At 53.0% G+C, this 12,573-nt stretch carries 14 protein-coding genes; 13 read left to right on the forward strand and 1 reads right to left on the reverse strand.

What is annotated here, in order from left to right; genetic code table 11:
• Window positions 1–193: 193 nt before the first annotated feature.
• Window positions 194–2,122 carry a TRAP transporter permease gene (locus ACKU4E_RS10045; RefSeq protein WP_320170938.1) on the forward strand — a complete coding sequence of 643 codons (1,929 nt, stop codon included), beginning with the start codon at window positions 194–196 and terminating at the stop codon, window positions 2,120–2,122.
• A gap of 198 nt (window positions 2,123–2,320) precedes the next feature.
• Window positions 2,321–2,683, forward strand: a complete 363-nt coding sequence (locus ACKU4E_RS10050; RefSeq protein ID WP_320170939.1) for an STAS/SEC14 domain-containing protein — start codon at window positions 2,321–2,323, stop codon at window positions 2,681–2,683.
• A 96-nt stretch (window positions 2,684–2,779) separates the two neighbouring features.
• Here the strand turns inward: ACKU4E_RS10050 and rpmB are convergent, their stop codons facing one another.
• Window positions 2,780–2,986 carry a 50S ribosomal protein L28 gene (gene rpmB / locus ACKU4E_RS10055; RefSeq protein WP_320170940.1) on the reverse strand — a complete coding sequence of 69 codons (207 nt, stop codon included), beginning with the start codon at window positions 2,984–2,986 and terminating at the stop codon, window positions 2,780–2,782.
• Between the two features lie 183 nt (window positions 2,987–3,169).
• On the opposite strand from rpmB, the gene ACKU4E_RS10060 reads away from it, so the two are divergent.
• The 11 genes from ACKU4E_RS10060 (at window position 3,170) to ACKU4E_RS10110 (ending at window position 12,414) form a co-directional block, all read left to right on the forward strand.
• Window positions 3,170–3,688, forward strand: a complete 519-nt coding sequence (locus ACKU4E_RS10060; protein WP_320170941.1) for a DUF177 domain-containing protein — start codon at window positions 3,170–3,172, stop codon at window positions 3,686–3,688.
• A gap of 51 nt (window positions 3,689–3,739) precedes the next feature.
• Window positions 3,740–3,919 carry a 50S ribosomal protein L32 gene (gene rpmF / locus ACKU4E_RS10065; protein ID WP_320170942.1) on the forward strand — a complete coding sequence of 60 codons (180 nt, stop codon included), beginning with the start codon at window positions 3,740–3,742 and terminating at the stop codon, window positions 3,917–3,919.
• Window positions 3,912–4,937, forward strand: coding sequence for a phosphate acyltransferase PlsX (gene plsX, locus ACKU4E_RS10070; RefSeq protein ID WP_320170943.1), 1,026 nt, complete (start codon window positions 3,912–3,914; stop codon window positions 4,935–4,937). The genes rpmF and plsX overlap by 8 nt, the downstream gene beginning before the upstream one ends.
• A 90-nt stretch (window positions 4,938–5,027) precedes the next feature.
• Entirely contained in the window at window positions 5,028–6,014 is a 987-nt protein-coding gene (locus ACKU4E_RS10075) for a beta-ketoacyl-ACP synthase III (RefSeq protein WP_320170944.1), read from the forward strand.
• A 186-nt stretch (window positions 6,015–6,200) separates the two neighbouring features.
• Window positions 6,201–6,944 carry a 3-oxoacyl-[acyl-carrier-protein] reductase gene (fabG, locus tag ACKU4E_RS10080; protein ID WP_320170945.1) on the forward strand — a complete coding sequence of 248 codons (744 nt, stop codon included), beginning with the start codon at window positions 6,201–6,203 and terminating at the stop codon, window positions 6,942–6,944.
• A 34-nt stretch (window positions 6,945–6,978) separates the two neighbouring features.
• Complete coding sequence (locus ACKU4E_RS10085; RefSeq protein WP_320170946.1) at window positions 6,979–7,209, forward strand: acyl carrier protein; 231 nt, start codon at window positions 6,979–6,981, stop codon at window positions 7,207–7,209.
• Between the two features lie 123 nt (window positions 7,210–7,332).
• The gene (fabF, locus tag ACKU4E_RS10090) at window positions 7,333–8,571 is read left to right on the forward strand and encodes a beta-ketoacyl-ACP synthase II (RefSeq protein ID WP_320170947.1); all 1,239 of its coding nucleotides are present in this window, start codon (window positions 7,333–7,335) and stop codon (window positions 8,569–8,571) included.
• A gap of 225 nt (window positions 8,572–8,796) precedes the next feature.
• Window positions 8,797–10,035 carry a serine hydroxymethyltransferase gene (gene glyA, locus ACKU4E_RS10095; protein WP_320170948.1) on the forward strand — a complete coding sequence of 413 codons (1,239 nt, stop codon included), beginning with the start codon at window positions 8,797–8,799 and terminating at the stop codon, window positions 10,033–10,035.
• A gap of 146 nt (window positions 10,036–10,181) precedes the next feature.
• Window positions 10,182–10,637 carry a cytidine/deoxycytidylate deaminase family protein gene (locus ACKU4E_RS10100; protein ID WP_320170949.1) on the forward strand — a complete coding sequence of 152 codons (456 nt, stop codon included), beginning with the start codon at window positions 10,182–10,184 and terminating at the stop codon, window positions 10,635–10,637.
• Between the two features lie 16 nt (window positions 10,638–10,653).
• Window positions 10,654–11,754, forward strand: coding sequence for a bifunctional diaminohydroxyphosphoribosylaminopyrimidine deaminase/5-amino-6-(5-phosphoribosylamino)uracil reductase RibD (gene ribD, locus ACKU4E_RS10105; RefSeq protein WP_407944127.1), 1,101 nt, complete (start codon window positions 10,654–10,656; stop codon window positions 11,752–11,754).
• Between the two features lie 3 nt (window positions 11,755–11,757).
• Window positions 11,758–12,414, forward strand: a complete 657-nt coding sequence (locus ACKU4E_RS10110) for a riboflavin synthase (RefSeq protein WP_320170951.1) — start codon at window positions 11,758–11,760, stop codon at window positions 12,412–12,414.
• The last annotated feature ends 159 nt before the right edge of the window (window positions 12,415–12,573 follow it).

The raw sequence follows: 12,573 nt of genomic DNA on the forward strand, positions 1-12,573 counted from the left end.
GCCCGGCAGTAAAAACATCTGATCCACAATAAACCGGTGCAACGTTTCCAGCAGAAACCGGAAAGGTTGTCGGGCGGGACTACCGCAAAATTCATCGTATAGTATTCGCCCCTGAAAATGCCGCAGACAGACACGGTAAAAGAACAGGGCTGAGAGCAAAAGCACATTTAATTCATTTCGTAAGGATTCTACAATGGCCGACAGCACATCCCAAAAGCCGGCAGTAAAAAAAGATTCGGGCGGAGAAACCCTCGCCATCAAGCGCGTATTCGAGGGGCGCACCGCTACACTGCTATATGTGACAGGAATAATCTGTTCGCTTTTCCACCTATGGGTAAACACCATAGGAATCATGCCTGAAATACAGCGAAACGCCGTTCACTATTCCTTCATGCTCTTCATCGGGTTCCTGCAGTACCCGATGCTGAAAAGACACGCCAGGCAATGCCTGCCCGTTGACTACTTCCTGGCGATTCTGGCCTTCTGCGTAGGGCTGTATCTGGTATTTTTCGAGGACGCCCTGCACATGCGCAATGAAGTGCCGGTCATGGCGGACCTAATTGCCGCAGGGCTGGCGATAATCCTCCTGATGGAAATAACCAGACGAACAACCGGACTGCTTATTCCCATACTTTCCATAATATTCCTGACCTACGGCCTGGGCGGAGGAAGCTACTTAAGCGGACTTTGGAACTTTCCGGGTGTTACCGTAGAACGGATGCTCTACCGCATGTATTTCGCTCCGGATGGTATCTTCGGAACCATCGCGACAATCTCCAGTACGTTCGTATTCCTGTTCGTGCTCTTCGCTTCATTCCTGATCAAATCCGGCGCAGGTGAATTCATCATCAACCTTGCTCTGGCCACCATGGGCAGAACAATAGGCGGCCCGGCAAAAATGGCCGTTTTCGCCTCCGGTTTCATGGGCTCCGTGTCCGGAAGTGCTGTTGCAAACACAGTCGGGACCGGCTCCATAACCATTCCCATGATGAAAAAGACCGGCTTTTCCAGCAAATTTGCCGGAGCTGTTGAAGCTGCTGCCTCCACGGGCGGTCAGCTCATGCCCCCGATCATGGGAGCCGGCGCATTCATCATGAGCCAGTGGACTCAGATTCCATACCTGACCATTGTCGCGGTGGCCTTCATCCCGGCCATAATGTATTTTGTGAGCGTGGCCTTTTTCGTCCATCTCAGGGCCAAAAAGATGGGCATCAAACCGATTCCAGAGAAAGATATCCCCAAGATAGGCGAAGTGCTGAAACACGGATGGAACTTTTTCCTCCCCATCGGTGTACTCATGGGATTGCTGATGGTGGGGTATACTCCCACATTTTCGGCCTGCGGCGGTATCGTGGCCATCGTAGTCGCCAGTTGGATCAATCCCAAAACCCGCATGTCCTTACGCGACATCATGGACGCTCTGGCATCCGGCGGGCAGAACATGGTTACCACCGGTGTAATCCTGCTCTGTTCCGGCATAGTAGTCGGGGTGGTTCTGATGGTCGGTATGGGAATCAAATTCTCCATGCTGATCACCATGGTCGCAGGAAACAGCCTGATGCTCACCATCATTATGGTAGCTCTGGCATCCCTCATTTTGGGCATGGGACTGCCTGTAACCGCTTCCTACATTGTTCTTGCGGTCCTGGCTGCTCCGGCCATGCAGATGCTCGGCACAAGCCTTCTGGCTGCCCACATGCTCATCTTCTGGTACTCGCAGGATGCCAACGTTACTCCGCCGGTCTGTCTGGCGGCTTACAGCGCCTCGGGCATATCCGGCTCCAAGCCGCTTGAGACAGGATTTGAGTCATGGAAGATAGCCAAGGGGCTGTACATCATTCCGCTCCTGTTCTGCTATACGCCCATCCTCTTTGAAGGCCCATGGTGGCAGGTGGCCGAAACCGTTGTGACGGCCACAGCCGGTCTGTTCTGCTTCGCAGTATTCTTTGAAGGGTTCAACACACATGCTCTGAACAAAATTCAGCGTTTGTTATACGCAGGAACAGCCGTAATGCTGCTCTGGCCGGATATGCGCCTGCATGCAGCCGGTGCGGTGCTGCTGGTGATCATGGTCATGCGCGAACGTGCCACAGTAAAAAAAGAGGCGCTGGAAACGGCCTGACACTTATAGTCGGTCACGTAACCAATGACGGATAGATCACGCCCCCCTGTTCTGCACAGAACAGGGGGGCTTTGTTTGGTGATCCACAGACGGGAAAAACGAAGACTCAAAAGTTTCAATTTTGAAACTTCCCAATATTGACTCCCCTGTGGTATTACTAGGCAGAACTTCTGACTAATATTTTTCACGGAGGTTGCAATGATTGAAATAATGCCTGAAAGCAAAGGAACCATGCTGGCGGTAAAGGCTTCCGGTATGCTCTCCGGAACGGATTACAGCGAAATATGGATTCCCGCCCTGAAAGACATCATAGAGAAGAATGGCACATGCAGATGTCTTCTTTATATGGATGAAAACTTTGAAGGATGGGAGCTTAAAGCCATGTGGGAAGACGCTTCTTTCGGCTTTGCCCACCGCAACGACTTTGAGCGGCTTGCAGTCGTCGGAGGCCCCAAATGGGTGGAATGGGGTACACGGCTGGGCGCATCCATGATGAAGGGAGAAGTAAAAACGTACCAGGCAGAAGATTTAGACCGGGCTCTGGAGTGGGTAGCCGAATAATAAAAATTTGACGGGACAAAAAAAAGCCCCGACCGAAAAATGCGGACGGGGCTTTTTCCACGAACGAATCGTGCGAAAAAAGGGGTATAACCCAGCTTATTTCTTATTTGCTACGGGCTTTACAACAGCACCGGAGCGGATGCAGCGGGTACAAGCCTTGATGCTTTTTACTTCACCGCTGGGCAGCTGAGTGCGCACTTTCTGCAGGTTGGGCATGAAGCGTCTTTTGGACTTGTTGTGGGCATGGGAAACGTTGTTGCCGGTCTGAGGGCCTTTACCGCATATATCGCATACCTGGGACATGTTGAACCTCCTTGATGGTAGTCACTTTTTCTAGGTTGCCGGAAAGCGTGAATCACCGCAAGGAAAATCACTCCGGACGAACAAAAGAGGTATCATTTAAACGCTCGCTCTGGAAAATGCAAGCTCTTTTTCCTTGACAGAAGAAAAAAAACTCATATAGGAAACCCTTCCGCGAGGAAAAATATGTCTGAAATCTGGATTACATTAAACGATGTCCCCGAAGAGGGTCAGGAATTCGTTTTCGAGGACCAGGATTTCTGGGTTAAGGCCTGGAAAAACTACAATATGGAGGTCCGCGAGGGCGCTCCTCTTGTTTCCGAAGTCTACGTACTCCCCCAGGGAGACGGATGCCTGGTCCGGGGCCGTACCACCGGTTCCGTGACAATTGCATGCGACAGGTGCACGGCGGACTACAGGCATGAAATTTCCACCGAATTCGAGGAATTCGAGCAGGTCGCCGAAGCAGCAGGAGAAGATGATTCCCTGGTGGTCCGGACAAAGGACGGCTTGAAACTCAATATCGGAGCCCTTCTCTGGGAGTATTTCGTTATGGCACTGCCGGTGAAGCCGCTTTGCAGAAAGGACTGCAAGGGACTTTGCGACAAGTGCGGAGCCGACCTTAACAAGGGCGGCTGCGAATGCAAAAAGGACGAGGGCGATCCAAGGCTTGCGGTTTTCCGCAATCTTAAGATAAAGAACTAAATTCCGGTCTGTAAGGGATCGGTTTAAAAATCACTCTTTAGGAGACTAGTCATGGCACAGCCGAAAAAGAAAACTTCCAAATCCCGCAAGAATATGCGTCGTTCCCACGACCATGTAGAAACCCCCAACGTAGTATACTGCGAGTGCGGTGAGCCCATCCTCCCTCACAGAGCATGCTCTTCTTGCGGTACCTACAAAGGTCGCCAGGTAATTACTTCCGAAGATGCCTAGCATAATCCCCCGCATTGCCGTTGACGCCATGGGCGGCGACTACGGTCTCGGGGTTATCGTTCCGGCTGCGGTCTCTGCGGCCAGGAAGGGTCTCCCCGTTATTCTGGTTGGTGACGAGTACATGATCCGGTCCGAGCTTGAAAAGCTCGATACCGGATCATGTACTATTGACATTGTTCATGCCTCGCAGGTTGTCACCATGGAAGACAAGCCCGCCGATGCCATGCGCCGCAAAAAGGATTCCTCGATTCAGGTCGCCTGCAGACTGGTCAAGGAAGGCAAGGCGGACGGAGTTGTCAGCGCAGGCAACTCAGGAGCAACCGTTGCCTGCGGCATGTTCACCATCGGCAGGATTCAGGGTGTATTGAGACCGGGAATGGCCGGAATTCTCCCGACCGAGAAAAACCCCATGGTTCTCATTGATGTCGGCGCAAATGTCGACTCCAAGCCCGAACACCTCTTTCAGTTCGGCCTCATGGCCGATGTTCTGGCCCGCGATGTCCTTGGCTACGACAATCCCCGCATAGGTCTTTTGACTATCGGGGAGGAAGAAGGAAAAGGCAACTCGCTGGTCAAGACCACCTACGAAATGCTCAGGAATTCTTCCCTGAACTTCGTGGGCAACATTGAAGGCCGCGATATTTTCACCGGAGATGTGGACGTCGCTGTATGTGACGGATTTGTCGGCAACGTAGCACTCAAACTTTCAGAAGGACTGGCCAACAGCCTGGGCAATCTCCTCAAGGGTGAGCTCAAGCGTGACATCGTCTCCAAATTGGGGGCCATGCTCGCAATGAAGGCTTTTAAAAGATTCGGTCGTCTGGTAGACAAGTCGGAGTACGGAGGAGCCCCGGTGCTGGGGCTTAAGGGAATTGTCCTCGTCTGCCACGGCAAAGCCGACTCCAGAGCGGTTGAACGGGCCATAGAAATGGCTGCCCGCTTTGTCAAAAATGATGCTGTGGCCCACCTCCGGGAAGGGCTGGCCGCCCACAAGGAAATCACAGCGCCGGAACTCTAGCGCGCTTTTATAAAAGCAGCCAGTCTCTCCCGCTCTCGGAACGGGCCCGGCTGCCTGTTCCATTTTCCATCCCAAAACAGGAATGGCATAATGAGTACATTCTCACACATCAGAGGCCTGGGTTTCTATGTCCCGGAGCTATGTTACAGCAATAAAGACCTTGAAAAATTCGTTGATACAAACGACGAATGGATAACCACACGGACAGGGATCAAACAACGCCATGTTGTTGAAGACGAGACCTGTCTGGATCTTACTTACAATGCCGCGGTAAAAGCTCTTGCCAACGCTGAAATGGAAGCCGAAGAACTTACCCATATACTCGTGGGGACCTTCACCGGCGATATGCTTATTCCGTCCACAGCCTGCCAGCTGATGGAGCGTATGGGCCTGAAAAACAGGGTTGCCATGGATCTTTCCGCAGCCTGTTCCGGTTTCGTATATGCCCTTGAGGTGGCCAGAGCTCTCATCAATCTTCACCCCGATGCCAAAATACTCGTCTGCGGAGCTGAAGTCCTTACCAGCCGCGTAAACTGGGAAGACCGCTCCACCTGCGTTCTTTTCGGAGACGGAGCAGGTGCGGCTGTGCTCACCGCCGGCAACGACAGCGAACCGGGCAAAGTCATCGACACACTCCTTTCATCCGATGGCGGCCCCAGCATGAACCTGACTGTTCAGGGCTCCGGATCGTCTTTTCCCTATAAAATGGGTGATACTGTCGGGGATGAATATTTCATCAAGATGCAGGGACGTGAAGTATACAAGCATGCGGTTCGATCCATGACCGCTATATCCAATGAAATTCTCAAACGCCACAACCTGACCGCCGAGGATGTGGATGTGCTGCTGCCCCACCAGGCCAACCTGCGCATAATAGAGGCGGTAGGCAAAAAACTCGGTGTTCCGCGTGAAAAGGTTTTCGTGAACGTGGATAAATTCGGCAACACTTCCGCCGCATCCATCCCCATCGGGCTTGCCGATGCAAGGGAAAGCGGTTTTATCAAGGACGGAGATCTTGTTCTGCTGGCAACTTTCGGCGGTGGTCTCACCTGGGGATCGTCGCTGATACAGTTTTAAAGCCTTTTACAGACATGCGGCAATCTTTCACACAACAGTCACAACTACGTTGTATGAAAGGAAATACAGGAACAAAGCAAACGCGCATGCATGTTTAGGAATAATAATTTTAGATTAGATTTGCAGTCAAAGCCGCTTTAGGCTATGAGACGCATGACTGGTTAAATTTAACATTGAGGAAAATAAATGAGTGAACTGCCAAGTACCGCCCTTGTGACGGGCGGTTCCAGAGGAATAGGCGAAGCCTGTGCAAAAAGGCTTGCCAAAGACGGCTTTGAAGTGATCATCACCTATGTAAGCCGCCCCGACGGAGCCGAAAGAGTCTGCGCTGAAATTGAAGCTGCAGGCGGAAAGGCCCGCTCATTCAAGCTTGATTCTTCCGACCGTGAAGCTGTTGCAGCTTTCTTCAAAGACGAAATCAAGGGCCGAGTCAAACTGGATGTTCTGGTAAACAATGCCGGGATAACCAAAGACGGATTGCTTGTGCGTATGAAGGATGAGGACTGGGACAGGGTTATTGACATCAACCTAACCGGAGCTTTCACCTGCCTGCGCGAAGCCGGCAAAATCATGATGAAGCAGCGTTACGGCAGGATAATCAACATTTCTTCCGTAGTGGCCCAGGCCGGCAATGCCGGGCAGGCAAACTATGTTTCCGCCAAGGCGGGGCTGATCGGCCTCACCAAGGCAAGCGCCGTTGAACTTGCATCACGGGGAGTCACTGTAAACGCAGTGGCGCCGGGGTTCATAGAAACAGATATGACCGCCGAACTTCCCGAAAAAGTCGTAGCGCAGATGATGGAAACAATTCCACTGAAAAAACTCGGTAAATCCGAAGATATAGCAAATGCGGTGTCCTTCCTTGCGTCGGAAGACTCCGGTTATATCACTGGACAGACTCTCGCCGTTAACGGCGGGATGTACATGTAGAAAAAAAACTAAAAATAATGATTTGGAGGGGACTATGTCCGCAGCTGAAAAAGTAAAAGCAATTATCGTAGACCAGCTTGGCGTTTCCGAAGACGAAGTTAAAGAAGAAGCTTCCTTCGTTGAAGATCTCGGAGCCGACTCTCTTGATCTCACCGAACTCATCATGGCTATGGAAGAAGAGTTCGACGTTGAAATCGAAGACGAAGATGCTCAGAAGATTCTGAAAGTTAAGGACGCTATCGCTTTTGTTGAAAGCAAGCAGTAGAGCTGAGTCTCCGATTCACGGATTTTAAAAGAGCGCCTTACTGCTCCCACACGGGCGTAAGGCGCTTCTTTTCTTTAAGCTCCGGATCGGAATAACCCAAACTTATCTTACAGGTTCCATTACATGAACAGGGTAGTAGTAACAGGCGTCTCCGCCATCACCCCCATAGGTAACGATGTAGATACCAGCTGGAACAACCTCCTTGAGGGCAAATGCGGAATCGGTGAAGTGACCGCTTTTGATGCCAGCGAATTCACCTCCCGCATTGCAGGCGAAGTCAAAGGCTTCGATCCTAAAGAATACATTCCCGCCAAGCAGGCCAAACGCATGGAAAGGTTCACCCAGTTCGCTGTGGCGACCAACCAGATGCTCATGGAGTCCACCGGACTTAAGCTTGAAGGCGAGGAAAGAAAACGCGCAGGAGTCATCATCGGCGTAGGCCTGGGCGGCCTTCAGACCATCGAAACACAGCACAGCAAGCTGGAGAAATCCGGGCCCAAGAAAATCACCCCGTTTTTCATCCCCATCATCATCGGCAACATGGCTTCCGGACAGGTTTCGATCTTCGCCGGCGCACAGGGACCGAACATGTGTCTGTGTACCGCCTGCGCATCCGGTACCCACGCCATCGGCTCGGCCTATACCGACATCATGCTCGGACGTGCCGATGTCATGATCTGCGGCGGTGCCGAATCGACCATCACTCCGCTGGGTTTTGCCGGTTTCACCGCCATGAAGGCTCTCTCCACCAGAAACGACGATCCCCAGACCGCGTCCCGCCCGTTTGACGGCGAACGCGACGGTTTTGTCATGGGTGAAGGCTGCGGCCTGCTCCTGCTTGAATCCCTGGATCACGCCAAAGCCCGCGGAGCCGATATACTGGCCGAAGTGGTCGGTTTCGGAGCTTCCGGAGATGCCTACCACATGACCGCCCCCATGGAAGACGGCGAAGGCATGTCCCTGGCTATGCAGGCTGCAATCCGTGAAGCAAAGATCAGTCCCGCAGACATCGATCACATAAACGCGCACGGAACCTCCACCAAGCTGAACGACCTCTGTGAAACCAGGGCCATCAAGAAAGTCTTCGGCGACCACGCTTCCAATATAGCAATTGCCGCCAACAAGGGACAGACCGGGCACCTGCTCGGCGGTGCCGGCGGCATGGAAGCTGTTTTTGCGGTAAAAACACTTGAAACAGGTCTCATTCCCGGTACAATCAACCAGATTAATCCCGATCCCGATTGCGATCTGGATTACGGAAAAGAAGGAACCCGCGAGAAGCAGGCAAAATACGCCCTCAGCAACTCCTTCGGCTTCGGCGGTACCAACGCCTGTATGCTGTTTAAAAAATTCGAAGATTAATTCAGAATGCAAAAAAGGCCTTCGGCGAACCGGTCGAAGGCCTTATTCCCTCTCGCGGAAACGGTTATTACCGGTCCCCGGAAAACAACTTTCCGGCCGGAATAATTCAAATATCGGGTTGAAGCAGAAAGGGATTCCAACGCCCCTCCAGACCAGGTAAAATCCTGCGCGACAGTCTGTGCGGGCCAAAATTTCAAAATCTTAAAAATTTAACTGGAGCTTGTCATGGAAGAACTGATGATGAAAGACCCGGCTGTGGCCGCGGCTATCGGCAAGGAAGTCACCCGCCAGATGACCAAGCTTGAACTCATCGCCTCGGAGAACTTCACCTCCACAGCGGTCCGTCAGGCTATGGGCAGCGTAATGACCCACAAGTACGCCGAAGGCTATCCCGGAAAGCGTTACTACGGCGGATGCGAATTCGTGGACCTCGCAGAAGACCTTGCACGTGACCGCGCAAAACAGATTTTCGGCTGCGAATACGTCAACGTACAGCCCCACTCCGGTTCCCAGGCAAACATGGCCGTATACTTCGCCGCACTCAAACCCGGCGATACCGTGCTCGGCATGGACCTCTCCCACGGCGGACACCTTACCCACGGCTCTCCGGTAAACTTCTCCGGCAAGCTCTTCGACATCAAATTCTACGGTGTTGACCCCGAGACCAAGACCATCAACTACGACACCGTTCTTGAGATCGCCAAGGAATGCAAGCCCAAGATGATCATTGCGGGCGCAAGCGCATACCCCCGCATCATCGACTTCGCCCGTTTCCGGCAGATCGCCGATGAAGTCGGCGCAGTGCTGATGGTGGACATGGCCCACATCGCAGGTCTCATCGCAGCAGGAATACACCCCTCCTGCATCGAACACGCACACTACACCACCACTACCACCCACAAGACCCTGCGCGGTCCCAGAGGCGGTATGATCCTTTCTTCCGAAGAATACGGAAAATCCCTGAACTCGAATATTTTCCCAGGAATTCAGGGCGGTCCCCTCATGCACGTAATCGCCGCCAAAGCAGTTGCATTCGGTGAAGCTCTCAAGCCGTCATACGTCGAATATCAGAAACAGGTGGTCGCCAACGCTGCAGCACTGGCCGACAACCTCATGAACGCAGGTTTCGAACTGGTTTCCGGCGGAACAGACAACCACCTGATGATGGTTGACCTCACCAACAAGGACATCACCGGCAAGGATGCCGAACACGCCCTTGACGAAGCAGGTATTACCGTAAACAAGAACACCATTCCTTTTGAAACCCGCTCCCCGTTCGTCACTTCCGGAGTCCGTATCGGAACCCCGGCTCTGACCACCCGCGGAATGAAGGAAAAGGAAATGGAAAAAGTCGCCGGCTGGATAACCGCCGCCATCGACTCCGTAGGCAACGAAACCAGACTTGCCCAGATCAGCAAGGAAGTTGCCGACTTCGCGAAAGAATACCCTCTGTTCGCATATTAATTCAACTGCACGTCCGGATCTCTTCCATTTTCCCGTGCATACGGGAAATGAGTGATAAGACAGTCCGTCAGGACTCATGCACTTTGACATAACAGCGGACCCGGTTTTACCGGGTCCGCTTCAGCTTCGAAAGCAGGGAGCATTTCATGGATAACAGACTTCCATGGCCCGAATATTTCATGGGTATAGCACATCTCGTCGCCGAAAGGTCCACCTGCACCAGACGCAAGGTGGGTGCTGTTGCGGTCAAGGATAAACGCATTCTTGCCACCGGATACAACGGTCCGCCCTCGGATACGGCCCATTGCGCCGATGTGGGCTGCATACGCGAGACCCTCGGTGTTCCCTCCGGCCAGCGTCACGAGCTCTGCCGAGGACTGCACGCCGAGCAGAACGTCATCATACAGGGCGCGCTGCACGGAGTCTCTCTGCACGGGGCCGAAATATACTGCACCACTCAGCCCTGCCTGATCTGCACCAAGATGCTCATCAATACCGGGATTACGGCAATATACTATTCCGAAAGCTACCCGGACGAACTTTCAGAACAGATGCTCAAAGAAGCCGGAGTCAGGTTTGCACTTCTTTCACCCGACTCTTAGTTTCTACGAAACCTTCATGTCCCGTGCGGTGGAACTGGCCTTGCGGGGCCGCGACCGCACGGCTCCGAACCCCTGTGTCGGAGCGGTAATGGTATTGGACGGCCATATCGTGGCCGAAGGATACCACCGGTACTGCGGCGGTCTGCACGCGGAAAGGGAATGCATTGCCGACGCCCGCAGCAAAGGCGTGAACATGACCGAATGCACCATGTTCGTAACCCTTGAGCCCTGCAACCACTACGGCAAGACTCCGCCCTGTACCGAAGGCATACTGGAAGCCGGGATCAAGCATATTGTGGTTGGAACACGGGACCCCAACCCCAAGGCGGCCGGGGGTCTGGAATATCTGCAGTCCAAAGGCGTCAAGGTTGAATCCGGCGTACTGGAAGAGCAGTGCCGGGATCTCATTTCCGACTTTCTGTGCTGGCAGTTCAGCGAACGGCCCTACTCCATCCTGAAGCTGGCCTGCACCATAGACGGCAGGATCGCCGGGGCCACGGGCGAACAGGAAGCTGTCTCCTGCCCGGAATCATTTGCGGATGTGCAGCATCTGCGCTCCATAGCCGGGGCTGTGATTGTCGGCGGCAACACCCTGCGTGAGGACAACCCTTCGCTGACCTGCCGTCTTGATCCTCTGCCGGAAGGATATGTTCAGCCCAAGGCAGTGGTGGTCACCAACTCCCTGCCCGAAGAACCGGACGGATTCACGCTCACATCAGCACGTGCTGCTGAAACAATTTTCTGGACCAATGAAACAGAGGCCGCTACTAAGACTGCCTCCGAGCTTAAAAACAGGGGAATCGAAATAGTACCCCTTCCCGAAGGCGAAAAAGGACTTATACTTGAACCGGGATTCACCATGCTCAGAAAAAAGCATGGAGTGCTGCGGACCCTGTGTGAAGGCGGAGGCCGGTTGGCTCTTTCGCTGATTGAGCAGGGCCTTGTTGATGAATTCGTCATGTATCAGGCCCCGCGTATTCTGGGCAATGTCCTTGGCAGACCAAACTTCGCCGGTTCCGACAGGAAACTTATCCGCGATGCCACGGAGATGCGCATCAGCAGGGTGCAGCAGAGCGGCCGGGACTTAAAAATAGTTTTCAAACCCGAAGGACAGTAACACATGTTCACCGGAATAATTCAGGGCAAAGGAAATATCGAACGAGCCGAGAATCTGGGCAGTGAAACCCGTTTCACGGTTTCGGCTCCCGGAATCGGGGATTATGTAAAAGGCGAATCCATAGCAATAAACGGCTCCTGCCTGACGGTGGAAACATTCGGCGACACATGGTTCACCTGCTACGCCAGCAGCGAAACCATGTCGGTCACCAATCTGGGAAATCTGAAGGCAGGTTCAACCGTCAACTACGAGCGCGCGCTCGCTCTCGGCGACAGGCTGGGCGGGCACATCGTGTCCGGGCACGTGGACTGCATGGGCAAGGTCGAATCCGTGTCCCCGGCAGGAGAATCTCGCCTGTACCGCATCTCGTTTCCTGCGGATCAGGGAAAATACGTTGTCGCCAAAGGCTCGGTTGCGCTGGACGGCATCAGTCTTACCATAAACCGCTGCGGAACGGACTTCCTTGAAGTGAACATCATCCCGGAAACGCAGATGCAGACCACAATTTCCCTGTGGACTCCGGGGTACGCGGTGAATATTGAGACGGACGTTATCGGTAAATATGTTGAACGAATGGTTGCGCCATGGACCGGACAAAAGGTTGAGGAAAAAAAAGAGAATTCCATTACATTGGACTTCCTGCGCGAACACGGATTCTAATTCCTGAGGAGACCGGAGAAAACGCTGATTAAATCCATATTTTGATAAGCTTTTCAAAATAACACCCTTAAACTATTTGTGTTTCCAAAGGAAATTATTCCCTTTGGCCGTCAGAGACGAAAACAAATAATCAAAAGAGCGAAGCGCATCAAAAAAAGC

Origin of the sequence: Maridesulfovibrio sp. (assembly GCF_963677005.1) — a bacterium.
In the GTDB taxonomy this organism is placed as follows: Bacteria; Desulfobacterota; Desulfovibrionia; order Desulfovibrionales; family Desulfovibrionaceae; genus Maridesulfovibrio.